The sequence below is a fragment of the Aeromonas sp. QDB03 genome (genome assembly GCF_027707985.1).
Lineage (GTDB): Bacteria > Pseudomonadota > Gammaproteobacteria > Enterobacterales > Aeromonadaceae > Aeromonas > Aeromonas hydrophila.
In genome coordinates this window covers 1-24,273 of record NZ_JAPCJG010000009.1, presented here as the reverse complement: position 1 = coordinate 24,273, position 24,273 = coordinate 1, and the positions used below count along the sequence as shown (strand labels likewise).

The following is a 24,273-nucleotide window of genomic DNA, read 5'->3' as shown; positions in this document are numbered from 1 at the left end:
ACCAGCAGGATCAACGAAGGGGGCGGTGATAGTTCCGATATTGGCCCAACACATCACCAGAAAAGCTCAATAACATGGCGCGTGGTGCATCCAGCACCTGATGAACAGGATCAAAACGAAGGGAGGCGGCTCGCAAACGGCCTTCAGGCAGCGTCACTTCCGTGCTACCCATCATGAGCATGCCGTCCTGATAATACCCATGCTGGAAGTGCACTATGACGGCATCCACCATCAAGGTGCCTTGTTTCAACTCCAGTGACTCCCGTTGTATTTCGCGCAACGCAAAGAGACTGGACAATGACGGACGCCCGCTGGGCATCCGCTGCAAGTATTCACGGGTGTTCAATTGATATTGCAACTGGCCCTGACTATCGAAGACACGCTCCCGATAGTCGTTGTAGCGTGCCAACATGCCGGCAGCTTGCGCCGCCGGCATCAGCAAAAAGAGCGCTCCCAACAGGAGCGCTCTGCATTGTTTACAGCTGATCAGCACAGCTGACCTTGTTGCCATCCAGATCGGTACAAGATACGAAGACCTTGTCGAAGGTCGACCCGGCCACCGGTGTCATTTGGGTTGACCAATCATAGCCCACTCCCTTGGCATAGATACTAGTGTGGCTGTATTGATCTTCCTGTATCCAGCCGATGTACTTGAGTGCATCGTAATCGTTTTGGGCAAGAAGCGCCTTGAACTCGTCACTCGAGATCAGGCACATGGGTTCTCCCATTGCCTTGGAGAGTTCGGCATCCCGAATACCCACAGCACAGTTGCCAGATACCTTGATGGTCATATCGCTGCGATCCAGCATCTCGTCAAAGAACGGGATGACGTTGATGTTGAACTTGACGCCCACCTCTTTGGGCTCCCAATTCATGCCGGTATTGACGTACTTGATCTTGCGATTTGTCCACTCGACAGTAGGCTCCTTGCCCAAGAAATGGTTCGCCAGCTGGGTCAGGAATTTGGTGTTGGCGGCGATATCCTCTTCGGTCAAAGAGTCGTCCAGCTTGCTCTGATCGATGGTCAGCGCAATGTCTACCGCTTGCTTCAGCTGAGCTTTGGCCTTGCCCAAGTGCATCTTGGCCTCGTCAGTCAGGCGGAAGAAATCGGGGTGACTCATCAGGCTATCCGGCTCGATATCCACCGGGCTGAACTGGGTCTTGAAGGTGCTGGCATTCTCACCATAGATGGTGTTTTGCTGTTGCCCATCCCAAGAGTAAGTGATGAGCATGCGAGGCAAGGTCACCTCTTCTTCCTGGACAGAATAGGCTTTGTCCGGGCCATATTGGTATGATGCGGCAATATTGAGTGCCGATGCCATCGCGATGGCTGAGGCGCGCAGTGCCTTGGCGCCGTCGAAGTTGAGAGTGACAGACTTGTCATCACCATAGGTAGCGCTGTAACCCGGGTCCTGAATATCGGCCAGGGTGGCGGCGACCTTGTCCATGCTATCGGCATAGGTCCCCATTAGCTTGGCTACGTCGCGGGTATACCCCTTGTCACCCTTGAGGATAACGGAGGCGGAATAGGGGGTGTGGATGATGACATCGATCACTTTGGCCAGGTTGGTGCTGTAATTCACGCCCATTTCAGAGGAGGTAAAGCCCAGGCGTTCTGCAACAATGGGGTCGTTGGTTACTTCGAGCATGGCCAGCGTGGCCAGCACGATCTGGCGGTCAATCTTGCCATTATCTGTGGTTTCAGCCAGCAGAGTGTCTTTGTACTCCTTGAGTTTCTCTTCAACGTTAAGGGTTTTCAGATCGGTCAGCGCTTGTAAATCCGATAGCACCTTGTCGACCGCGACAGAGCGGCCATTGACACCCGCCAGAGTGGCAGAGAGATGGTCTTTCGCTGCGGCCAGGGAGACGACATCCTTGGTCAGGCCTGCCGTTTTCAGGGCCTCGACCAGTGAGGTGTTAAAGGCGTCATCGCTACCTAATTCGATGATCCCCAGTTGTGCGACCTGTGCCTTGTCGAGGGTAATGCCATTTTCCGGGTTGTTATCACTGTCGAGAGTTTGCAACAGGGCTGCGATGCGGATCGCCTTGTTCTTGTCATCACCCGCCAAGGTATAGGGAGTGACCAAAGAGCTACCAGCCTTGAGCGTCACCGAACCCAACAGTTGGTTGCCCAGAGTGAAGGAACAGCTGTCGCCATCATTGAACAGAAACTCACCATTGGCGTTGGTGATGCTGCTGTAATTGGCGCACCGGTAGTTGAGGCCAGCAACGGCGGCATCGAGGAAAATTGCTGTGTGCAGGGGCTTGCTGCCGGTGTCGGTGCCACCACCGCTGTTGCCACCGTTGCCACCTTCGTCGCCGCCACCTCCACAAGCGGTCAACATGACACCTGACAATACGCAAGCCACTGCTGCACTCAGCACATTTTTTTTCATTTTTTATCGCTCGAATAAGTGAAAAAACACGCCCCCATCCAGGAGGGCAGTCGAGTCGCATAATACACAAGAGTACTCATATGAAAAGCGGTAATGTGCAGCTATATGAGCTCGTTCACTCTCGCCGGCAAATCCACTATCTGGGGTACTCTCCAACTAGTGCTAATAACGAAAGATACTGATACCAAACCATCAAATGGCGCCAATGGAATCTCAAATATTGGTCATCATGTGAAAACGCTTGCTTATAACCTTATGAATACAAACAGAAATGTCATTTGGAGCTAATTATTCACAGAATTTAAATCTGAAAACAGGCATCAAAACAACCACTTATAAAGCGATTTGCTTATATTTCAAACCGTTAACGCAAACGTTTTTCCTTTATGATCTCCTTGACCCACACCGTGGCTCACTTACAGTTAGCCAGCGTGCTTTATGGCCTGCCCCGGCAGGTTGTGGACCCTCACATAACAATCAAGGATACGATCGTGACTAAAGTGCTCAAGCTGGCCACCGTTGCCGCCCTCACTCTCGCTGCCCTGTCTGCCCAGGCAGCCTCCCAGCCCGCCGTCATCTACGACACCGCAGGCAAATTCGACAAATCGTTCAACGAAGCCGTGTTCCGCAATGGCGTCGAAGTCTACAACAAAGACAAAGGCGTCAAGGTCAAGGAGTTCGAACCCCAGAACGAAGCCCAGCGTGAGCAGGGCCTGCGTCGTCTGGCCAGCCGTGGCAACGGCCCGATCGTTGCCGTCGGCTTCAACATGGGTTCCGCGGTAGAGAAAGTAGCGACCGAGTTCCCGAAAACCCAGTTCACCATCATCGACATGGTGGTCGACAAGCCGAACGTCCAGTCCGTCATCTTCAAGGAGCATGAAGGTTCCTTCCTGGTGGGCGCGCTGGCTGCCATCGCCTCCAAGACCGGCAAGGTCGGCTTCGTGGGCGGCATGGACATCCCGCTGATCCGCAAGTTCGAGTGCGGCTACGAGCAGGGTGCCAAGTACGTCAATCCGAAGATCGAAGTGTTCCAGAACATGACCGGCTCCACCCCGGCGGCGTTTGCTGACCCGGCCAAGGGTGCTGAACTGGCCAAGTCCCAGTTCGCCAAGGGCGCCGACGTAGTCTATGCCGCCGCCGGCGGTACCGGCATCGGTGTTTACCAGGCCGCCAAGGACGAAGGCAAGCTGGCCATCGGCGTAGATTCCAACCAGAACCACCTGCAACCGGGCACCATGCTGACCTCCATGGTCAAGTCGGTTGGCCTGGCCGCCTACCAGACCTGGGATGACGCCGCCAAGGGCACCTGGAAACCGGGTATCAAGAACCTGGGCCTGGCCGAGGGTGGTGTGGATTGGGCACTCGACAAAGACAACGAGAAGCTGATCACCCCCGAGATGAAAGCCAAGGTGGACGCCATCAAGGCCGAAATCATCTCCGGCAAGGTCAAGGTGCACGACTACATGAGCGACAGCACCTGCAAATACTGAGTAACCGCTACTACTCTCAACCCAACGACCGGCCCGCACGGGCCGGTTTTTAGTCTCTTTTCATGACCCGCAAGGACTGCATCATGGACCAGACAGATCGCTATGCCATCGAATTAAGGGGTATCGATAAGCGGTTTGGCGAAGTGTACGCCAACAAGCAGATCGACCTTAAGGTTCGTAAAGGCAGCATTCACGGTATCGTCGGCGAAAATGGCGCCGGCAAGTCGACCCTGATGAGCATCATCTACGGTTTCTACCACGCCGACAAAGGCGAGATGTTCATCGACGGCAACCCGTTCAAACCCCATGGCTCACAAGATGCGATTGCCGCAGGCGTGGGCATGGTGCACCAGCACTTTATGCTGGTTAACAATTTTACAGTGTTAGAAAACGTGATTCTCGGCGCGGAAAACGGCTGGCACCTGGGCAAGAGCCTGGCGGCGGCCGAAAAACTGCTGGGCGAGCTGGCACGGGACTATGGTCTCGAAGTGCCGCTGCACGAGAAGGTCGAGGATCTGCCGGTAGGCCTGCAACAGCGGGTCGAGATCCTCAAGGCGCTCTATCGCGGCGCCCGCATCCTGATCCTGGACGAGCCGACCGGGGTACTGACCCCGCAAGAGGCGGATCACCTGTTCGAGGTGCTCAAGAAGCTGCGCGATCAGGGCGCCACCATCATCCTCATCACCCACAAGCTGCGCGAGATCCTGGCCATCACCGATCAGGTCTCCATCATGCGCCGGGGTGAAATGGTGGCCCACGTCGCCACCAAGGATACCGACAAGGAGCAGCTGGCCGAACTGATGGTGGGCCGCAAGGTGCGCCTCAAGGTCGACAAGGGGCCGACCCAGCCGGGCGACGCCAAGCTCAAGGTCGATGGCCTCAGCTATGTGGACGACGCCAGGGTGGAGCGGGTCAAATCCGTCAGCTTCGAGGTGCGGGCCGGTGAAGTGGTCGGCATCGCCGGCGTCTCCGGCAACGGCCAGTCCGAGCTGCTCAGCCTGCTCGGCGGCATCCTCAAGCCGAGCAAGGGCAGCTTCACCATCACCGGTGGCGGTCAGGCCCACGAAGTGAGTGTGAGCCACCCGGCCGACCCGGAGCGGGTACGCAACTTCGGTCTCGGCCACGTGCCGGAAGACAGACACAAGATGGGTCTCATCAACCGCTTCGAGGCGAAAGAGGCCTTCATCCTCGGCTATCACCGCCGTCCCCAGTACAACAAGGGCTGGTTGCAGAACAAAGAGGCGATCCTGCAGGATTGCCAGGCCAAGATGGACAAGTGGGACGTGCGCCCGCCCCATCCCGAGCACAAGACCGCCAACTTCTCCGGCGGCAACCAGCAGAAGCTGGTGATCGCCCGGGAAGTGGAGCAGGACCCGGACGTGCTGCTGATCGGCCAGCCGACCCGCGGGGTCGACATCGGCGCCATCGAGTACATCCACCAGCAGATTATTGCCATGCGCGACAAGGGCAAAGCCGTGCTGCTGGTATCGGTGGAACTGGACGAGATCATGAGCCTCTCTGACCGCATTCTGGTCATCGCCGACGGTCGCATCGTCGGTGAGCTGGATGCCGCCAAGGCGGATGAGCGCACTATCGGTCTGATGATGGCAAACATAGTTCCTGACGAGGTGGCGGCAAGCCAATCACAAGGAGCCACATCATGAAGCTCACAGCCACTTGTAACGGATTCGGCCTGCTGATGGTCAATACCCCCGTCACCGGCCAGATTGCCAAGGAGGCTCGCCCATGAGCCAAGCACGTATCCCTGCCTGGATCTCCGTGGGCGTACTGCCCGCGGTCAACATCCTGCTGGCCTTCCTGGTGTCGGCCATCCTGTTCTACTACCTCGACATCAACCCGGTCGATGCCGCCGAGATCATGTGGTACGGCGCCTTCGGCACCGGTGAAGGGGTCGGTTTCACCCTCTACTACGCGACCGGCTTCATCTTTACCGGTCTGTCGGTGGCGGTGGCCTTCCACGCCGGTCTGTTCAACATCGGTGGCGAGGGGCAGGCCTATATCGGCGGCCTCGGCGTCGGTCTGGTCTGTCTGCTGCTGGGTGATTCCCTGCCGTTCGCCCTGCTGCTGCCGCTGGCCATCATCGCCGGCGGCCTGTTCGGCGCGGCCTGGGCCTTCATCCCTGCCTGGCTGCAAGCCAAGCGCGGCAGCCACATCGTCATCACCACCATCATGTTCAACTTCATCGCCGCCTCCCTGATGGCCTACCTGCTGGTCGAGGTGTTCAAGCCGGCGGGCTCCATGGCCACCGAGAGCAAGGTGTTTGCCGAGGCGAGCTGGCTGCCGAAGATGAGCGAACTGGCGGGGGCATTCGGCATGGAGATGTCGAACAGCCCGCTCAACATCAGCTTCTTCTGGGCACTGCTCTGCGCGGCCCTGGTGTGGGTCTTCATCTGGCATACCCGCTGGGGCTACGAGATCCGCTCGGTCGGCGCCAGCCAGAGTGCGTCCGCCTATGCCGGCATCTCCTATCCCAAGGTGGTGATCCTGGCCATGGTCATCTCCGGCATGCTGTCGGGCTTCTTCGCCCTCAACGTGCTGCAGGGTGAACTGCACCAGATCAAGCTCAACTTCGTGGAAGGCTTTGGCTTCACCGGCATCGCGGTGGCGCTGATGGGGCGCAACCACCCGGTCGGCGTCATCATCGCCAGCCTGCTGTTCGGCTTCCTCTATCAGGGCGGCGCCGAGCTGAGCTTCGAGTTCGGGGTGGACCGCAACATAGTGGTGGTGTTGCAGGGTCTGGTGATCCTGTTCTGTGGCGCCCTTGAGCACATGATGCGTCCGCGCATCGAGCAGCTCTATCTGGCGTTTGCCAACCGCTCTGCGCAAGTCAAGGGGGCCTGATCATGTTCGAAATTCTGATCCTGATGCTGGATGCCACCATCCGCACCGCGCCACCGCTGATCCTGGCGGCCATGGCCGGCATGTTCTGCGAGCGCTCCGGCGTGGTCAACATCGCCCTGGAGGGCAAGCTGCTGGCGGCGGCGTTCGCCAGCGCGGCGGCGGCAGCCGTCTCCGGCTCTGCCTGGATTGGGCTGGGTGCCGGGGTGGGTGTCTCCATCCTGTTCGCCCTGATGCACGGCTTTGCCACCATCACCCACCGCGGCGATCAGGTGGTGAGCGGCATGGCCATCAACATCCTGGCGGCCGGCCTGACCGTCACCCTGGGCCGTTACTGGTTCGATCAGGGCGGTCAGACCCCGGCGCTGTCCGGCGCGGCCCGCTTCGCCCCCATCGACCTGCCCTATGCCAAGGAGCTGTATGACGTGCCGGTCATCGGCCAGCTCTACAGCGAGCTGCTGAGCGGCCACTCCCTGCTGGAGTACGTGGCGTTCGCCGCCGTGCCGCTGGCCTGGTGGGTGCTGTTCCGTACCCGCTTCGGCCTGCGCCTGCGGGCGGTGGGCGAGGCACCGGCAGCGGTCGATACCGCCGGTATCTCGGTGGTGCGCATGCGCTACACCGCGCTCATCATCGGCGGCCTGCTGGCCGGCATCGGCGGCACCTACCTGGCGGTGGCCCAGACCGCCCAGTTCATCCCCAACATGAGCGCGGGCAAGGGCTTCATGGCGCTGGCGGCGCTGGTGTTCGGCAAGTGGCGCCCCTGGAACGCCATGGCGGCCTGCCTGCTGTTCGGCTTCCTCGATGCGGTCGCCATCCGGCTGCAAGGGGTCAGCATCGGCGGTTTCCCGATCCCGGTGCAGGCCATCGAGGCACTGCCCTACATCCTGACCGTGTTCCTGCTGGCCGGCTTCATCGGCAAGGCGGTGGCCCCCAAGGCGCTCGGCACCCCCTACGTCAAGGAGCGGGAATAGCCCCGCCCTTCATGCCATGCAAAAGGCCCGCACATGCGGGCCTTTTTTATTGAGCGAGGTCAGCCGACGGGGCGCACCAGCGCGGGCTGATGGGGATCGCTCAGCCGCTCCGCCAGATAGTCCACCAGCAGCCGCACCTTGGGGGAAAGGTGGCGGTTGTGGGGATAGAGGGCCCAGATCCCCTCCGCCGGCGCCCGCAGCTCCGGCAGCAGCTCGATAAGCTCGCCTTGGGCCAGGTGGTCGCTCACGTAGTAGTCCGGCAGCTGGATGATGCCGATCCCTTTGAGCGCCGCATCCAGCAGGGCATGGCCGCTGTTGCAGTGCAGCAGACCGTGCACCCGCACGCTGTGGGGGCGGCCATCCAGGGTGAAGTGCCACTCGTCGCTGTTGCCCACCAGGCAGGTGTGGCGGGTGAGCTCGGAGAGGCTGTTGGGCATGCCGTGGCGGGCGGTGTAGGCGGGCGAGGCGCACACATAGGGCACCCGCTGCGCCAGCTTGCGCGCCACCAGGCTGGAGTCCTTGAGGTGGCCGAGCCGCAGCGCCAGATCGTAGCCTTCGTGTACCAGATCCAGCAGCTGGTTGGTGAGGTTGAGAGTCACCTCCAGCTGGGGAAAGCGCACCATGAAGTCGTTCACCAGCGGGGCGATGCGGCTCTCGCCGTAGGAGACCGGGGCCGTGATGCGCAGGGTGCCCTGCGGCACCGCCTGATGGCGCCCCACCGCCAGCTCCGCCTCGTAGAGGTTGTCCAGCAGCTGGCGGCAGTGGCGATAGTAGATCTCGCCGAGCTCGGTGAGCCGCACCTGACGGGTGGTGCGCAGCAGCAGCTTGGCCTGCAGCCGATCCTCCAGCTGTGCCACCTGCCGGCTGACTTGCGCCACCGACACCCCCAGCTTGCGCGCCGCCGGGGTAAACCCCCCCTGCTCCGCCACGCTGACAAATTCACAGATCCCTTCCCAGCCGAACATTATTACCTGTCTGTAAAAGTGATTTCAGATTTCGCCTTATTATCACCAAATAGGCGGGAAACTACACTGGATGTCCGAACCCATTCTCCTCACCCTACTCAACAATAAGGACATCCGTCATGGCACAGGTTCAAAGCATCAAGTGTAAGGCCGCCATCGCCTGGGGCCCGGGCCAGCCCCTCTCCATCGAAGAAGTCGACGTCATGCCGCCCCAGGCAGGCGAAGTGCGGGTGCGCATCGTCGCCACCGGCGTCTGTCACACCGATGCCTTCACCCTCTCCGGTGAAGATCCGGAAGGGGTCTTCCCCTGCATTCTCGGTCACGAGGGGGGCGGCATCGTCGAATCCGTCGGCGAGGGCGTCACCAGCGTCAAGGTGGGCGATCACGTGATCCCGCTCTACACCCCCGAGTGCGGCGAGTGCAAGTTCTGCAAATCCGGCAAGACCAACCTGTGCCAGAAGATCCGCGCCACCCAGGGCAAGGGGCTGATGCCGGACGGCACCACCCGCTTCTCCAAGGATGGCCAGCCCATCTATCACTACATGGGCACCTCCACCTTCAGCGAATACACTGTGCTGCCCGAGATCTCCATCGCCAAGGTGGACCCGGCCGCCCCGCTGGAAGAGGTCTGCCTGCTCGGCTGCGGCGTCACCACCGGCATCGGCGCCGTGATGAACACCGCCAAGGTGAAAGAGGGTGAGAGCGTCGCCATCTTCGGGCTGGGTGGCATCGGCCTCTCCGCGGTGATCGGGGCTCGCCTGGCCAAGGCCGGCCGCATCATCGCCATCGACATCAACGAGAGCAAGTTCGAGCTGGCACGCAAGCTGGGCGCCACCGACTGCATCAACCCGAACGACTACGACAAGCCCATCCAGGAGGTGATCGTCGAGCTCACCGACGGCGGCGTCGACTTCTCGTTCGAGTGCATCGGCAACGTCAAGGTGATGCGCGCGGCGCTGGAGTGCTGCCACAAGGGTTGGGGCGAGTCGGTCATCATCGGTGTGGCCGGTGCCGGCCAGGAGATCAGCACCCGTCCGTTCCAGCTGGTCACCGGCCGGGTCTGGCGCGGCAGCGCCTTCGGCGGCGTGCGCGGTCGCAGCGAGCTGCCGAGCTACGTGCAGCGCTACATGCAGGGCGAGTTCAAGCTGGACGACTTCATCACCCACACCATGGGGCTTGAGCAGATCAACGAGGCGTTCGATCTGATGCACGAAGGCAAGAGCATCCGCAGCGTCATCCACTACTGAGCATGATCACCCCGCCCGCCACCGTGGGCGGGGTGCAGGAGTTCCCCCGATGAATCTGGACATAATCAGCAGCAACAAGAGCTTCGGCGGCTGGCACAAGCGCTACAGCCACGCCTCCGAGGTGCTGGGTTGCGAGATGCGCTTCGCCATCTACCTTCCGCCCCAGGCCCTCACCGGCCAGAAGGTGCCCGTGCTCTACTGGCTCTCCGGCCTCACCTGCACCGATGAAAACTTCATGCAGAAGGCGGGCGCCCAGCGCATCGCCGCCGAGCTCGGCATCGCCCTGGTGGCGCCGGACACCAGCCCGCGCGGTGAAGACGTAGCGGACGACCCCGGTTACGATCTCGGCATGGGCGCCGGCTTCTACGTCAACGCCACCCAGCATCCCTGGCGCGATCACTACCAGATGTACGACTACGTCACCCGCGAGCTGCCCGAGCTCATCGAGACCCACTTCCCGGTCTCGACGAAGCGCGCCATCAGCGGCCACTCCATGGGCGGCCACGGGGCGCTCATCGCCGCCCTGCGCGAACCCGGTCGCTACCGCTCGGTGTCGGCCTTCAGCCCCATCAGCCACCCGAGCCGCTGTCCCTGGGGCCAGAAGGCACTCGGCGCCTACCTCGGCAACAACCCCTTGCTGTGGCAGGAGTGGGACGCCTGCCAGCTGCTGCGCCACCACCCGGTGACGCCGCTGCCGACCCTGGTGGACGTGGGGCTGGACGATCCCTTCCTGGCCGAACAGCTGCACATCGACGCCCTGGCCGATGCGGCTGCCGGCAAGGAGTGGCCGCTGGAGCTCAACCGCCACGCCGGGTACGACCACAGCTACTACTTCGTGGCGAGCTTCATCGAGGCGCACCTGCGCTTTCACGCCCGCCACCTCTGATCGAAACAGGCCCGTGACGGGCCTGTTTTTTTCTGCTCGGTGGACAAAACCATCAGCTGCCCTGCCGGCTCACCTCGCCGGAGCCGGCGATCTCGCTCTGCAGCACGGGATCTCCCCAGTAGCTGACCGAGCCCGAGCCGGCGATGCCGACCTTGAGCAGCTCGCTGGCGCGCACCTCCACGTCGCCGCTGCCCGCGATATTGACCTCGACCTTCTCCCCCTGCAGTCCGGCCCCCAGCACGCCGCCGGCACCGGCGATATTCAGCTCTATCTCCATGGCCGAGCCTTCCCCCAGATCCAGGTTGCCCGCGCCGGCGATGTTGCCCTCCAGGCGGTCCAGCTCCAGCTGGCTGGCGACGATATCCCCCAGACCTGCCACCGACAGCACCAGTTCATCCCCCTTGAAGCCGCCCAGATCGCCACGGGCCAGACCCGCCAGCGCCAGCTCATTTAGCCTTGGCAGGGTGATGGTGATATCGATGGGCTCGGAGAGATCGAGCCGGTAGCCGTCCTTCACCTCGATCTCCAGCTTGTCGCCCCGCTCGCTCAGCACCAGGTAGGGCAACAGGTTCTCCTGCCCACGGATGCGCAGCCCGCGCGGCTCGCCGGCCACCAGATGGACGCTGGCAGGCACCCCGGCCAGCACCCGCGTCACCTGCCGGCCCACCCCGTGCTGCTGCTCGATCACGGCCCCCGCCCCGCTCACCCGGGTATCATCCAGCCAGCTGCACCCGCTGAGCCCGACCGCCAGCACCACGCCCATCATCCATTTCATTGCCACTCTCCTCATTGTGTATTGGCCAGTCGTGGCCCCTTGGTCAGCATCCATCGCAAAGCCTGTGCCAGTTAATCAACCGCATGATTTACAAGAAAATATCCATTTTTACGCCACATGAGCACAACAAGTGGAGAGTCATTCAGACCATAATCTGGCGAATCTGACCATCCCCGAACGGGCAGGTGGACGACCGATTGGCGAGCCGTTCGCGGGGTCGCTATGCTGACAAGCCGTGGAAGTTTTTGGTTGCCGAGCCGGTCTGTTGAGCCAATAGTGGTACCTTGTGCGTACAAAGCTCTCCATTGCGGTAATGCCATTACCACTGTCTTGTCAGTCTTCACTGCCAACAAGGAGTCAGAGCGTGACCCAAGCCACTCTTCTCTATTCCACCGCCACCGGCCTGCCGGAACCGACCCGTACCCCGCTGCTGACCGGCAGCGATCCCGAACACAAGCGCCGCGAGCTGCTCGCCTACTTCTGCCAGACCTTCGATCTCTACGACTCACTGTTCGACTGCCTGGCCGACGAACGCGCCTGGTTTGACAAGGCGATCCCCCTGCGCCACCCGCTCATCTTCTACTACGGCCACACCGCCGCCTTCTTCATCAACAAGCTGCTGGCGGCCCGTTTCATCGAGGGCCGCCTCGACGCCCGCATCGAGGCAATGGTCGCCATCGGGGTGGACGAGATGAGCTGGGACGATCTGGACGAGACCCACTACGACTGGCCCTCCGTCAGCGAGCTGCGCGACTACCGTGGCCGGGTGCGCGCCCTGGTGTGTGATTTCATCGAGCGGATGCCGCTGACCCTGCCCATCGACTGGCAGAGTCCGGCCTGGGTCATCCTGATGGGGATAGAGCACGAGCGCATCCACCTCGAGACCTCCAGCGTGCTGATCCGCCAGCTGCCGCTGGCCTGGGTGCGCAGCCAGCCCCAGTGGCCAGTCTGCCCCGAGGCGCGCCATCGCCGTGACGAGGTGCCCGCTAACAGCCTGCTGCCGGTGGCCGGTGGCCGGGTGCGGCTCGGCAAACAGGACGCCACCTACGGCTGGGACAACGAATACGGCGAGCGCCACATCGAACTGGCCCCCTTCCAGGCCAGCCGCATGCTGGTGAGCAACGCAGAATTTTTCGACTTCGTGCAGGCGGGTGGCTACGAGAACCGCGCCTGGTGGGATGACGAAGGCTGGGGCTGGCGCCAGTATGCCAGGGCCCGCATGCCCACCTTCTGGGTCGGCGATCCCCTCGAACCCGAGCAACTGCAACTGCGGCTGATGACCGAGCAGGTCCCTATGCCCTGGGACTGGCCGGCCGAGGTGAACCAGCTGGAGGCCGCCGCCTTCTGTCGCTGGCAGGCAGCCCAGACCGGCCTGCCCGTCCAGCTGCCGAGCGAGGCGGAGTGGATGCTGCTGCGCGAACAGCTGACCGGCGATCAGCCGGACTGGATCGAGGCGCCCGGCAACCTCAACCTGGCCCGCTTCGCGTCGTCCTGTCCGGTGGATGCCTGCCCGCAGGGCAGCTTCTTCGATCTGGTGGGCAACGTCTGGCAATGGACCAGCACCGCCATCGACGGCTTCGAGGGGTTCAAGGTGCATCCCCTCTACGACGACTTCTCCACACCCACCTTCGACGGCAAACACACCCTGATCAAGGGGGGCAGCTGGATCAGCACCGGCAACGAGGCGCTCAAGTCCTCCCGCTACGCCTTCCGCCGTCACTTCTTCCAGCATGCGGGTTTCCGCTATCTGGTCTCCCGCCATCAGGAACCCGTTATCGTAAATCCCTATGAAACCGACACGCTCGTCGCTCAGTATCTCGACTTCCAGTACGGGCCGACCCACTTCGGGGTAGCCAACTACGCCCAGACCCTGGCCAGCCTTGCCAGCGAGCTGTGCGGTCGCCATGAACGGGCGCTCGACATCGGCTGCGCCACCGGCCGTGCCAGCTTCGAACTGGCCCGTCACTTCGCCCATGTGGACGGGGTAGACTACTCGGCCCGCTTCATCGACGTGGCGCTGGCCCTCGCCAGCCAGGACAGCTTCCGCTACGCGGTACCGGTGGAAGGGGAGCTGGTGGAATATTGCGAGGCGCGGCTCTCCCGCCACGAGCTCGGCCGCCAGCAGAGCGAGCGGGTCCATTTCAGCCAGGGGGATGCCTGCAACCTCAAGCCCAAATACGGCGACTACGACCTGGTGCTCGCCTCCAACCTGATCGACCGGCTGCGGGAGCCCGCCCGCTTCCTGCGGGACATTGCGCCCAGACTGCGCAGCGGCGGCCTGCTGGTGCTCACCAGCCCCTACACCTGGCTGACCGACTACACCCCCAAGGCCAACTGGCTCGGCGGTGTGCGCGAGAACGGCGAGGCCCTCGGCACCTATCAGGCGCTGCAACGGCTGCTGGCGGCGGAGTTTGAGGAACAGATGCCCCCGCGGGACGTCCCCTTCGTCATCCGCGAGACCGCCCGCAAGTACCAGCACACGGTGGCCCAGCTCACCGTCTGGCGCAAACGCTGACGAGGCGGTAAACGAAAAAGGGAGACCCATGACCTCCCTTTTTTTATCCAGACGGCTTACCCCTGCTGAACCTGGGGCACGGCCTCCTGCTCGCGGTAGCGACGGGCCAGCACGGCGCACACCATCAGCTGGATCTGGTGGAAGATCATCAGCGGCAGCACCATGACGCCGACGCTGGCGGCCGGGAACATGACGTTGGCCATGGGCACCCCGTTGGCCAGGCTCTTCTTCGAGCCGCAGAAGACAATGGTGATCTCGTCCGCCCTGTTGAAGCCGAGGCGACGGCTGATCCAGACGTTCCAGCCCAGCACCAGTGCCAGCAGCACGCAGCTCAGCAGCACGATACTGGCCAGATCATACCAGCCGACCTGATGCCAGATCCCCTGCACCACCGCCTCGCTGAAGGCCACATAGACCACCAGCAGGATGGAGCTCTGGTCCAGCTTGCCAATGAGCGGCCGGTGGCTGTCGACCCAGCGACCGATGAGCGGGCGCGACAGGTGGCCCACCACGAACGGCAGCATCAGCTGCACCATGATGGCCTGAATGGAGTGCCAGGTATCGACCCCCTCCCCCTGCACATTGATCATCAGCCCCACCAGCACCGGCGAGAGGAAGATACCGAGGATACTGGAAGCCGAGGCGCTGCACACCGCCGCCGACACATTGCCGCCGGCCATGGAGGTGAAGGCGATGGCCGACTGCACGGTGGCGGGCAGGGCACAGAGGTAGAGGAAACCGAGGTAGATGGCCGGGCTCAGCCAGTGGGGCACCAGCGGTGTGAGCAGCAGCCCCAGCAGCGGAAACAGCACGAAGGTGCTGGCCATCACCACCAGGTGCAGCCGCCAGTGGCCGAGGCCCGCCAGCAGGTTCTGGCGCGACAGCTTGGCGCCATGCATGAAGAACAGCAGCGCCACCGCCAGCTTGGTCAGCAGACCGAACCAGATGGCCACCTGCCCCTCGCAGGGGAAGAAGGAGGCCAGGGCGACCACCACAATCAGTACAGAGGTAAAGGGATCCAGACGCACGAGCGGTCTCCGGTGAAAGCAGATCCCGTCCCCTCGCGGGGCCGGTGATCGGGGACGACAGGAAACACAACAGGAGCTGTGGCACAGCTCCTGTTGAAACGAATCCCCAGCTTACCCCGATAAGCGGGAGGCGCAAAGTTGAGCGACCCCCCTTTATCTGCCGGAAATTAAGCAAGCCCGGCTGGCCACCGGATCCGGCCAGCCTTGTGCTTCAACTCTGCTTGGCCAGCTTGCCGCCGGCTGTGCCGGTGGCCTGCTTGCGGGCCTGGCGCTTCTCGAAGCGGGAGATCCACCAGTAGGCCAGCGCCGAGAAGAGCGCGGTCATGAAGACATTGATGAAGAAGGCGCGCACCAGATCCACCCCGCTCGGGAAGGCGGAGGCACTCATGCTCACCACGAAGATGGCGATCAGCACAGACACCACCCCCATACCGAACTTGCGCGACCCCATACGGAACTCGCGGGGGGTGTCGTCATGTTTCCAGCGGAACACGAAGTAGGCCACCATGATGAAGATCGGCGGCAGCATGGCAGTCCCTGCAGTGAGGTTGATGGCGGTGTTCATCATCTGCTGCACCGACTCGGAGCCGAAGCCGTTGACCACTAGCATCACGAACACGAAGGCAAACTGCCACCAGGCGGCGCGCACCGGCACGCCGTGCTCGTTGAGCTGGGTGGTCTTCTCGCCGTAAACCCCCTGCGGGATCTCGGAGAAGTGGATCTTCACCGGCGCCGAGGTCCACATCATCATGGAGCCGAACATGGCGATGAACAGCACCACGCCGACGAAACGGCCCACCAGCGCCTCCGACAGCTGGAAGTACTGGGCCATGCCGGTGAAGATCTCCACCATGCCGCCGGCATAGGTGAGGCTCTCGCGCGGTACGAACACGTTCACCAGCAGGGAACCGACCGCATACATGGCGCCGATGACGATACCGGCGCTGATGATCACCTTGATGAAGGACTTCTGGCCGCCCTTCACGTCATTGAGGTAGGCCGCCGCCGTCTCGGCACCGCCCGCCGCCTGGAAGATCCAGCACATGATGCCGAGCGTCGCCCAGTTGATGGTGGGAGTCATCGCCTCCAGGGTGATGGGCTGGGCCGGCACATGGTCGCCACTCAGCGCCATCAGGGCGCCCAGCACATAGATGGCGAACAGGGCAAACACCCCGTAGGCCACGATCTCGGCAATCTTGCCGAGCCAGCTCGCCCCCTTGGTGGAGATGTGGGTCGCCGCCGCAAACAGCACGATGGAGATGACCGAGGTGACCATGGGCGAGAAGCTGTACTCATAGCCCAGCATGGCGTAGGAGGCGTAGGCGATGACGTTGGGCAGCAGGGAGACGAACCAGAACAGGTTCACAAACCAGTAGAGAAACGAGCCCAGATAGGCCATCCGGGTACCGAGCGGTTTTTTAAGCCAGTCGTACATGCCCGACTCGGAGTTTTTGTTGGCCGAGACGAACTCGGCGATGATGAAGACGAACGGGATGAAGTAGACCAGGGTCGCCAGCAGGAAGATGGGGGCGGAACTGAGCCCCAGCTCGATGTTGTTGTTGACGATGTTGCGCACGTTGAACACGGCAGCAAAGGTCATCGACAACAGGGCAAACTTGCCTATGGTGCCGCGTACGGATTCAGACATGGTGTCCTCCAATGGACTCGCGCTCCCTGCGGGTAACGCTGTGACTCTGTGATGTGTTTGGCAAGGGTCTGTCGGCCCCGCGCTTTACTCTCTTGTTATGAACGGGCCGTTTGGACGGCCTCGTTGCTGAACCGGTGCAGTCTCCCGCACCGGCTCGCAATACCAGTCAGACGATCGGGGTGCTCGGCGCCATCGGCACCCGCGGCTGCAGCAGCACGCTCTGGCTCTCGTCCGGGGTCTCGGCGCACAGCAACATGCATTCGGATCGCTCGCCGCGCATCCTGGTGGGCTTGAGGTTGGTCAGCACCACCACTTCACTGCCTATCAGCTCCTCTTCGCGGTAGTGGGGCACCAGGCTGGTGACGGTCTGCAGCGGCCGCTCACCGCCCACGTCGACCTGAACGATGTAGAGTTTGTCGGCACCGGGGTGGCGCACCACCTCCAGCACCTTGCCCACCTTCATCTCGACCCGCTTGAATTCGGCAAACTCGATCGTCTCGCTCATTCTCTTTTCCTTTTCTGGTTCAACGGTTTGCGGGTGGCCAACGGCCACCCGGTTTGATTGGGAGTCAATGCAGTGGCTATGGCGTCTGCATGGCGACCTGCGCTGCCGGCTCGGCCTCTTTGGCACGCGCTTCAGCACTGAGGGAGGCCTCGTATCTGTTGTATTTCCACCAGGCGAAGCCGAGGAAGATCAGGATCCCGCCGACGTTGTAGAAGATGATGGTCATGATGTCGGCGCCGGTCGGGAAGGTGGAGGCGAGGAAGCCCACCGAGAAGATGGCGATCAGCACCGAGACCACGGCGATGCCGGTGGTACGTGAGCCCATCTTGAACTCCCGCGGCAAGTGGTCGAGCTTCAGCCGCAGATTGAGGTAGGCCAGCATGATGAACAGCGGCGGCAGCATGGAGGCGGCAGCGGTCATGTTGATGACGGTGTTCATCAGATCCTGCGCGGTGTTGGAGCCCAGGGTCGGGATCACCATCAGCGGCAGCACGATGAGGTACTGGATCCAGGCTGCACGGGCGGGCACGCCGTTCTCGTTCAACTCGACGGTTTTCTTGCCAAAGATGCCGGCCGGGATCTCGGAGAAGAAGATCTTCACCGGAGTCGCCGTCCACATCAGCAGGGAGCCGAACATGGCGGTGAAGGAGACCAGCCCGACGAAGCGGTTCATCAGGATCTCCGGCAAACCGAAGTAAGCCGCCAGCCCCTCGAACACCTGTACCGAGCCGCCGGTATATTTCAGGGTGTCGCTGTGGACGAACACGTTGATCAGCAGAGACGCGATGGAGTAGAGCACGCCGATAAAGATCCCGGCGACGATGATCACCTTCACGAATGACTTGGAGCCGCCCTTCACGTCATTGACGTAGACCGCCACCGACTCGGCGCCCCCGGCCGCCATAAAGATCCAGGTAGTGATGCCGAGGAAGGCCCAGCTGAAATCGGGGACCATGGCCTCGACCGTGATGGGGTCGGCGGGCTGCACGCCGCCCACCAGAGCCGTGCCCGCCAGCAGGATGTAGGAGAGGGTCAGCAGCAGCATCAGGGACGAGGTCACCGAGATGATAGGGCCGAGCATCTTGGCGCCGTTGGTGGAGACGTAAGTGGCAAAGGCAAACAGCACCATGCTCAATGCCGTGGTCGCCACCGGGGTGAGAATGTACTCATAGCCGAGGAAGGCGTAGGAGGCGTAGGCGATGACCCGCGGCAGCAAGGAGGTGAAGAAGAAAAGGTTCACGAACCAGTAGGTGTAGGCGGAGATAAAGGCCCAGCGACCGCCGAGGGAGCTCTTCACCCAGGCATACACCCCCGCTTCGGAGTTTTTGTTCAGTGATACGAACTCCGCAATGATCAGACAGAACGGAATGAAGTAAAAAATGGTGGCCAGAAAGAACATCGGGGCCGAGGCCAGACCGATCTCGATGTTGTTGTTGATGACGTTGTTGAAGCTGAATACCGCCGCGAAGGTGAGCGACAGCAGACCAAACTTGCCTATCGTATTGCGTTTGGAATCAGACATGGTGCATCTCCAGACCTGTAGTTATCTCGCGAAAGGGCGGGGCATGATTTGTAGGGTGAGCCCCGCCCTTCCGGCTTTTATCAGTGCAGAACCGGCGGCTTGTTATTTGTTCTTGAAGTAGCCGCCTTCGACGGTGACCTTGATGATCAGCTTGCGCACCGGCCCGTCGCCGACAAACCTGTAAGCCTCGTCGTTCTCGAAGATCACCACCTGACCGTTGCCGACTTTCTGGCGCTCGTGCACCTCGCCGGCCAGCCACTCGCGGTCGGTGGTGTCGTCATAGCCCTGCTCGACCGCCAGCTCGCTCTTGGCAGCCCACTCCACCGTCTCTGCCCCTTCCAGGTAGTAGTGAACGTCGAAGTAGCGGCGCTGCCCCTCGAACAGGGAGGTGGCCGGGCTGGCCCCCTCCTGCAAGCGATAGGTGAGTGAGTCACCGATGGAGTGGCAGATACCGGGCTTGAGGTTCGGCAGGTTGTTGATGGCCTCCACGCAGCGGCCCCACTTCTTGCCCTCCCGGTAGATGTTTTTGAACAGGGTCAGGTTGTCCAGGGTGATCATGCGAGGTTCCTCCCGCCGTTGATGGTGAGATCGAGCCCGGCCAGCGCAGCCGGATTGAGGTTGCCACGGGCGATGGGCAGCAGGGTCAGGCCGAAGCTGAATGGCTCGAAGCGCACCCGCCAGGAGTCCAGCACCTCGGAGCCCCAGGAGTTGGAGCCGAGCCCCAGCACCTTGTGATCCAGATTGAGGGTGAGATAGCCACAGGGTTCCAGCTCGTTGATGTGCTGCGCCGCGTGGATATGCTCCCAGCTGTAGGGCCAGACGCTCAGGTTGATGGGGGCATCGGGCCGCACGTAGAGACCGGCGCCGTGACGGTTGGTCAGGGTCGCCCAGCGCACCTGCTGGCGGTTGCCGTTGTCCTGCGGGAAGGGGTAGTGCTCCCACATCTCGCTCACCGTGCTCTGGAAGCTGTCGATCCAGTTGCTCTGGCGGCTGTCCTGATAGTTCTCACCCGGCCCCATGCCGTAGTAGTGCACCCGGTCGAGATCCTGACGAATGCCCAGCTCGAAGCCGACCTTGGGAATGATGTCGTCATAACCGCCGTAGGGCTGGCCACAGAGCGCCACGTGCAGCTGGCCGTTCGGGCTCAGGGTGTAGACGTAGCGGCAATGCATGCCGAAGTCGAACACCGGCGGCGCGATCAGGCTCTCGACCGTCACCTCGACCGCCTCGCCCAGCTGACGCCAGCTCAGAGTGCGGAAGTGCTCCTGCATGATCTGCAGGTGGTTCGGGTGCCACAGGCTCTCGTACTCCTGCTTGTGGTTGTCGATCATCGGCTTGAAGAAGGTGAGGCGCGGCGAGCGCTCAATCAGCTCGATACCATCCTGCTGCCAGCTCACCAGCTTGCCGTCGAGGCGCGAGAAGCGCAGGGCAAAGCCGCTACCGCTCAAGGTCAGCGCGAGGCGCTCATCAGCGATATCCAACGGAGTAGCGTTGGGATTGGCAAAGGGCTGCAGCTGGCGAGTCGACTCTTTCAGCCGGAACTGGTACTGGCCCAGCTCGTGCTCCGCCGCGCTGTAGCGGGTAGCTGTGGCCTTGATGACCCGCAGCTGGACGAAGGTTTCCCGCCCATCGAGGGATGGCAGTTCGAGCTGCAGCTCAGTGGTGGCACCGGGAGCAATCCCTTCCAACCGGATTTGCTGGCTGGCCAGCAGTTCGCCTTCGGCCTTCACCTCGACCAGCAGGCGGATGTCGTCGAGAGTGGAGAACCAGTAGCGGTTTTCCACCGCCAGCTTGCCGCTCGCCAGATCCAGCGCGCGCACCTTGACCGGGCAGATCACCTGCTTGTATTCGCGCAGGCCCGGCCCCGGGGTCTGATCCGGATAGATGAGGCCATCCATGCAGAAGTTGTAGTTGTTGGGATAGTCGCCGTAGTCGCCGCCGTACTTGTAAACGGGGCGGCCCTGCTCGTCCTGATCCAGAATGCCGTGATCGCACCACTCCCAGATGTAGTGGCCCTGAATGTGGGGATGGCGGTCAAACACCTGCTGATATTCGCTGAGGCCACCCGGGCCGTTGCCCATGGCGTGGGCGTATTCGCAGAGGATGCGCGGCTTCTCCATCGGGAACTCGCCGAAGCAGTTCATCTGGGAGACGCGCGAATACATGGTGCTCACCACATCCACCACCTCGGCATCGCGATCCTCTTCGTAGTGCACCAACCGGGTCGAGTCGATCGCCTTGCAGCGCTGGTACATGGCTCTGATGTTGCAGCCGTAGCCGGACTCGTTGCCGAGCGACCAGATGATGATGGAGGGGTGGTTCTTCTGGGCGTGCACGTGGCGCTCGATGCGATCCACGAACACCGGCTCCCAGAAGGGGTCGTCGGTGATGCGGCTGAGATCGCCCACGTTGGCAAAACCGTGGGTCTCCACGTCGGTCTCCGCCATCACGAACAGGCCGTACTGGTCGCACAGCTCGTAGAAACGCGGGTCGTTCGGGTAGTGGGCGGTACGTACCGAGTTGAGGTTGTGCTGCTTCATCAGCACGATATCGCGTTCCACCCGATCCATGCCGACCGCACGGCTCTTGAGGTGGTCGTTGTCGTGACGGTTCACCCCGTGCAGCTTGAGGTAGTGGCCGTTGACGTAGAAGAGCCCATCCTTGACCTTGATTTCACGCACCCCGACTCGCTGCGGGATCACTTCCAGCAGCTCGCCCTGACCGTTGTAGAGGGAGAGTTGCAGCTGATAGAGATAAGGATCTTCGGCGCTCCAGAGATGGGGGTGGGCCAGATCCAGCGTGAAGCGGCAATCACACTTGCCATCGATGGCGAGATGGTCGAGCGAGCCACTGGCGATCTCGCTGCCCTGATCCAGCAGCGACCAGGCCAGACGGTGATCACGGGCGGGCGCCCCCAGATTTTCCAGCTGAATGTCGCAGCTCAGGCTAGCGCTTTGATTGTCATCGGCCAGCGCGGTGCGGATGAAGAAGTCCTGCACATGGGCGGCCGGTTTGCCCATCAAATAGACGTCGCGGAAGATCCCCGCCATCCACCACATGTCCTGATCTTCGATATAGGTGGAGTCGGCCCACTGCATCACCCGCACTGACAGTAGGTTCTCGCCAACCTTGGCGTAGGCGCTGATATCGAACTCGGCGGTGAGGCGGCTGCCCTTGCTGAAGCCGACATAGTGGCCATTCACATAGACCTCGAAGTAGGTCTCCACCCCGTCAAACTTGATGATCACCTGCTCGCCGTCCCAGGCCGGGCTCAGCGTGAAGCTGCGCTGATAGGCGCCGGTGGGGTTGCTGGTCGGCACGAAGGGTACGTCGATGGGGAAGGGAAAACCTTCGTCGGTGTACTGCAGCTGGCCGTGCCCTTCCATCTGCCACATGTTGGGCACGGTGATCTGGCCCCACTCGCTCATGGGGCTGTGATAGAAGGCCTCCGGCACCTGCAGGGGGTGGTCGAAGTAGTGGAACTGCCACTGGCCGCTAAGGCTCAGAAAACGGCGGCTCAGCTCGCGCTGCATGGTGGCCGCCAGCGCGTGGTCGGCATAAGAGAAGAAGTAGGCGCGCGGAGCCAGCCTGTTTTCACCAACGAATTGGACGTTTTCCCAGTTATTCACATGTCCTCCCGGAACAAGGCAACGTTAACTGGGTAAACTCTAGATAAATATTTACTAAATATCAGCTTTGAATTGGTAAAGTTTTAACCTGATCACAATGAACAGATGGTTTTGTGAGCAAGATCAGAAGCGGGAGATAAAGGAAGGCAAGATATGGATGAATGGCATGGATGTTGATAGTAGCTGGCTGAGCTGCAATAAAATCAACTATAAAACAATATGATATGACGTCATTGGATGACATGGGAAAGAGGTTTGCTTGGGAGAGGTGTCGCACCACCGCAAGATGGTGCGACTAAAAGATGGAATATTTTACTAAAACTACTGAGTGGTACCGCGCAGGGTCAGCTTGCTCGGTACCAGCACCCGCAGCGGGATATCCCGCTCGTCCCGCAGCCGTTCAACCAGCAGATTGACCCCCTGGGAGCCCATCAACTCGGAGTGGATCCGCACCGTGGAGAGCGGCGGGAAGGTGAACTTGGCGGTCGGGATATCGTTGACGCTGATAAGCTCGATCTGTTGGGGAATCGCCAGTCCCTTCTCATGGATGGCACGCAGCACACCGATGGCGATGGAGTCGGAGGCAACGAACAGCGCCCTGGGCCAATCTCCCGCCAGCATTTCTTTGGCCAGCTTGTAGCCGGAGGCGCTGGAGAAATCCCCGCGATAGAGGTCGCTCTCCTGCACCACACCAAGGCGCTGACCATAGTCGAGGAAAGCCAGCTCGCGCAGATCCGGGCCATCATCCTGACCGCCGATATAGCCGATGCGCTGGTGTCCCTGGGCGATGAAGAAGTCCACTACCTGCTGGCTGATCAGCGCCAGATCCACGTCAATCGAATCAAAGTCCCCCTGAGAACGGCAATCCACGAACACCAGCTGGGCAGAGAGAGAGTGGAGCGCGGCGAGACGCTCTGCAGGCAGATGGCCGATGACCAGGATACCGTCGACGGCGGAGAGATCGCGCCCCTCGGCACCGTTGTAGAAGTGGGTCAGCTCGATGTTGAGACGGGCGCACTGGGTCTCGATGCCATAGCGGATGGCCAGATAATAGGGGTCGTTGACCTCGGTGCTCTGCGGGTAGGCATAAACCGCCAGGAAGTGCAGTTTGCTCTTGTGAACCCCCTTGCGGGCACCACTGGTCTTGTACTCCAGCCGCTCGGCGATCTCGAAGATCTTCTGCTTGGTCTCTTCCTTGACGCTCAGCGTCGGATCTTCATTGAGCACCCGTGACACGGTGGCCTGGGAAACCCCTGCCTCCAGTGCAATTTCCTTCAACGTGGCCATGCATACTCCTCTGGCGATGACTCCCGACAATACCAGACCAAGAGTAACGGGCAACGTGCTGACATCCCAGCATTTTTACTAAAAGAAACCCGTCAGGATGGCAAAATGCCAATGCAAAAAGGCCTCCCGAATGGGAGGCCTCTTCTAAATAGGTGCCTGACAGTGTCCTACTCTCGCATGGCGAATGCCACACTACCATCGGCGCTACCGCGTTTCACTTCTGAGTTCGGCATGGGATCAGGTGGTTCCACGGCGCTATTGCCGTCAGGCAAAAGCTTTACTACTTCAATAATGGTGCTGATACCCAGAGTCGAACTGGGGACCTCATCCTTACCAAGGATGCGCTCTACCAACTGAGCCATATCAGCACACTAACCGGTAAAGACCGCACTATGTGCGCTATCTAAATCTTCTGTCCAATACAACCTGACGTTGTATCGCGACCAACCACATCGCTGTGATTGCTTAATTGATGCCTGGCAGTGTCCTACTCTCGCATGGCGAATGCCACACTACCATCGGCGCTACCGCGTTTCACTTCTGAGTTCGG

18 protein-coding genes, 1 tRNA gene and 1 rRNA gene are annotated in these 24,273 nt (G+C 61.3%); 7 read left to right on the top strand and 13 right to left on the bottom strand.

Annotated elements, in window-relative coordinates:
* Positions 1–10: 10 nt before the first annotated feature.
* Entirely contained in the window at positions 11–442 is a 432-nt protein-coding gene (locus tag PG900_RS18445; protein ID WP_270831981.1) for a hypothetical protein, read from the bottom strand.
* Between the two features lie 34 nt (positions 443–476).
* The gene (locus PG900_RS18440) at positions 477–2,396 is read right to left on the bottom strand and encodes a hypothetical protein (protein WP_270801246.1); all 1,920 of its coding nucleotides are present in this window, start codon (positions 2,394–2,396) and stop codon (positions 477–479) included.
* Positions 2,397–2,887: 491 nt separating this feature from the next.
* Here PG900_RS18440 and PG900_RS18435 point away from each other — a divergent pair, with 491 nt between their 5' ends.
* From PG900_RS18435 to PG900_RS18420, 4 genes are all read left to right on the top strand, one after another.
* Entirely contained in the window at positions 2,888–3,886 is a 999-nt protein-coding gene (locus PG900_RS18435; protein WP_024944638.1) for a BMP family lipoprotein, read from the top strand.
* 83 nt (positions 3,887–3,969) lie between these two features.
* Positions 3,970–5,550 (top strand): ABC transporter ATP-binding protein, encoded by a 1,581-nt coding sequence (locus tag PG900_RS18430; protein ID WP_029302435.1) that lies wholly within the window; start codon positions 3,970–3,972, stop codon positions 5,548–5,550.
* An 82-nt stretch (positions 5,551–5,632) separates the two neighbouring features.
* A complete protein-coding gene (locus tag PG900_RS18425) occupies positions 5,633–6,748 on the top strand; it encodes an ABC transporter permease (protein ID WP_005307647.1) in 1,116 nt (371 codons plus the stop codon).
* 2 nt (positions 6,749–6,750) lie between these two features.
* On the top strand, positions 6,751–7,716 hold the full coding sequence (locus tag PG900_RS18420) for an ABC transporter permease (RefSeq protein ID WP_016349044.1): 966 nt from the start codon (positions 6,751–6,753) through the stop codon (positions 7,714–7,716).
* Between the two features lie 59 nt (positions 7,717–7,775).
* On the opposite strand, the gene PG900_RS18415 is transcribed toward PG900_RS18420, so the two are convergent.
* A complete protein-coding gene (locus tag PG900_RS18415) occupies positions 7,776–8,681 on the bottom strand; it encodes a LysR substrate-binding domain-containing protein (RefSeq protein ID WP_005307641.1) in 906 nt (301 codons plus the stop codon).
* 119 nt (positions 8,682–8,800) lie between these two features.
* Between PG900_RS18415 and PG900_RS18410 the strand changes: the two genes are divergently transcribed.
* Together PG900_RS18410 and fghA are read left to right on the top strand one after the other, a co-directional pair.
* Positions 8,801–9,928 carry an S-(hydroxymethyl)glutathione dehydrogenase/class III alcohol dehydrogenase gene (locus tag PG900_RS18410; protein ID WP_017410549.1) on the top strand — a complete coding sequence of 376 codons (1,128 nt, stop codon included), beginning with the start codon at positions 8,801–8,803 and terminating at the stop codon, positions 9,926–9,928.
* 49 nt (positions 9,929–9,977) lie between these two features.
* Positions 9,978–10,814 carry an S-formylglutathione hydrolase gene (fghA, locus tag PG900_RS18405; protein ID WP_011704224.1) on the top strand — a complete coding sequence of 279 codons (837 nt, stop codon included), beginning with the start codon at positions 9,978–9,980 and terminating at the stop codon, positions 10,812–10,814.
* 52 nt (positions 10,815–10,866) lie between these two features.
* Here fghA and PG900_RS18400 read toward each other — a convergent pair whose 3' ends face one another.
* Positions 10,867–11,589 (bottom strand): GIN domain-containing protein, encoded by a 723-nt coding sequence (locus tag PG900_RS18400; RefSeq protein WP_270831980.1) that lies wholly within the window; start codon positions 11,587–11,589, stop codon positions 10,867–10,869.
* 364 nt (positions 11,590–11,953) lie between these two features.
* Between PG900_RS18400 and ovoA the strand changes: the two genes are divergently transcribed.
* Positions 11,954–14,104, top strand: a complete 2,151-nt coding sequence (ovoA, locus tag PG900_RS18395; RefSeq protein ID WP_270831978.1) for a 5-histidylcysteine sulfoxide synthase — start codon at positions 11,954–11,956, stop codon at positions 14,102–14,104.
* 56 nt (positions 14,105–14,160) lie between these two features.
* Here ovoA and PG900_RS18390 read toward each other — a convergent pair whose 3' ends face one another.
* The 9 genes from PG900_RS18390 to PG900_RS18350 form a co-directional block, all read right to left on the bottom strand.
* Entirely contained in the window at positions 14,161–15,132 is a 972-nt protein-coding gene (locus PG900_RS18390) for a bile acid:sodium symporter family protein (protein WP_270801236.1), read from the bottom strand.
* 211 nt (positions 15,133–15,343) lie between these two features.
* Complete coding sequence (locus PG900_RS18385) at positions 15,344–16,780, bottom strand: amino acid permease (RefSeq protein ID WP_270801234.1); 1,437 nt, start codon at positions 16,778–16,780, stop codon at positions 15,344–15,346.
* Between the two features lie 166 nt (positions 16,781–16,946).
* Positions 16,947–17,285, bottom strand: coding sequence for a tRNA-binding protein (locus tag PG900_RS18380; protein WP_270831976.1), 339 nt, complete (start codon positions 17,283–17,285; stop codon positions 16,947–16,949).
* A gap of 76 nt (positions 17,286–17,361) precedes the next feature.
* On the bottom strand, positions 17,362–18,807 hold the full coding sequence (locus PG900_RS18375; RefSeq protein ID WP_270831975.1) for an amino acid permease: 1,446 nt from the start codon (positions 18,805–18,807) through the stop codon (positions 17,362–17,364).
* A 102-nt stretch (positions 18,808–18,909) separates the two neighbouring features.
* Positions 18,910–19,365: a beta-galactosidase subunit beta gene (locus PG900_RS18370; protein WP_270801225.1), complete on the bottom strand. Its 456-nt coding sequence runs from the start codon at positions 19,363–19,365 to the stop codon at positions 18,910–18,912.
* Positions 19,362–22,436 carry a beta-galactosidase subunit alpha gene (ebgA, locus tag PG900_RS18365; RefSeq protein ID WP_270831973.1) on the bottom strand — a complete coding sequence of 1,025 codons (3,075 nt, stop codon included), beginning with the start codon at positions 22,434–22,436 and terminating at the stop codon, positions 19,362–19,364. The genes PG900_RS18370 and ebgA overlap by 4 nt, the downstream gene beginning before the upstream one ends.
* 321 nt (positions 22,437–22,757) lie before the next feature.
* The gene (ebgR, locus tag PG900_RS18360) at positions 22,758–23,723 is read right to left on the bottom strand and encodes a transcriptional regulator EbgR (RefSeq protein WP_270801219.1); all 966 of its coding nucleotides are present in this window, start codon (positions 23,721–23,723) and stop codon (positions 22,758–22,760) included.
* A gap of 154 nt (positions 23,724–23,877) precedes the next feature.
* Positions 23,878–23,992, bottom strand: a 5S ribosomal RNA gene (gene rrf, locus PG900_RS18355).
* A 23-nt stretch (positions 23,993–24,015) separates the two neighbouring features.
* A tRNA-Thr gene (locus tag PG900_RS18350) sits at positions 24,016–24,091 on the bottom strand.
* Positions 24,092–24,273 lie beyond the last annotated feature (182 nt).

Coding starts and splice junctions, on each gene's coding strand:
- PG900_RS18440 (WP_270801246.1), bottom strand. CDS start 2,396: ATGAAAAAAAATGTGCTGAGTGCAGCAGTGGCTTGCGTATTGTCAGGT.
- PG900_RS18430 (WP_029302435.1), top strand. CDS start 3,970: ATGGACCAGACAGATCGCTATGCCATCGAATTAAGGGGTATCGATAAG.
- PG900_RS18425 (WP_005307647.1), top strand. CDS start 5,633: ATGAGCCAAGCACGTATCCCTGCCTGGATCTCCGTGGGCGTACTGCCC.
- PG900_RS18420 (WP_016349044.1), top strand. CDS start 6,751: ATGTTCGAAATTCTGATCCTGATGCTGGATGCCACCATCCGCACCGCG.
- PG900_RS18415 (WP_005307641.1), bottom strand. CDS start 8,681: ATGTTCGGCTGGGAAGGGATCTGTGAATTTGTCAGCGTGGCGGAGCAG.
- PG900_RS18410 (WP_017410549.1), top strand. CDS start 8,801: ATGGCACAGGTTCAAAGCATCAAGTGTAAGGCCGCCATCGCCTGGGGC.
- fghA (WP_011704224.1), top strand. CDS start 9,978: ATGAATCTGGACATAATCAGCAGCAACAAGAGCTTCGGCGGCTGGCAC.
- PG900_RS18400 (WP_270831980.1), bottom strand. CDS start 11,589: ATGAAATGGATGATGGGCGTGGTGCTGGCGGTCGGGCTCAGCGGGTGC.
- PG900_RS18385 (WP_270801234.1), bottom strand. CDS start 16,780: ATGTCTGAATCCGTACGCGGCACCATAGGCAAGTTTGCCCTGTTGTCG.
- PG900_RS18380 (WP_270831976.1), bottom strand. CDS start 17,285: ATGAGCGAGACGATCGAGTTTGCCGAATTCAAGCGGGTCGAGATGAAG.
- PG900_RS18375 (WP_270831975.1), bottom strand. CDS start 18,807: ATGTCTGATTCCAAACGCAATACGATAGGCAAGTTTGGTCTGCTGTCG.
- PG900_RS18370 (WP_270801225.1), bottom strand. CDS start 19,365: ATGATCACCCTGGACAACCTGACCCTGTTCAAAAACATCTACCGGGAG.
- ebgR (WP_270801219.1), bottom strand. CDS start 23,723: ATGGCCACGTTGAAGGAAATTGCACTGGAGGCAGGGGTTTCCCAGGCC.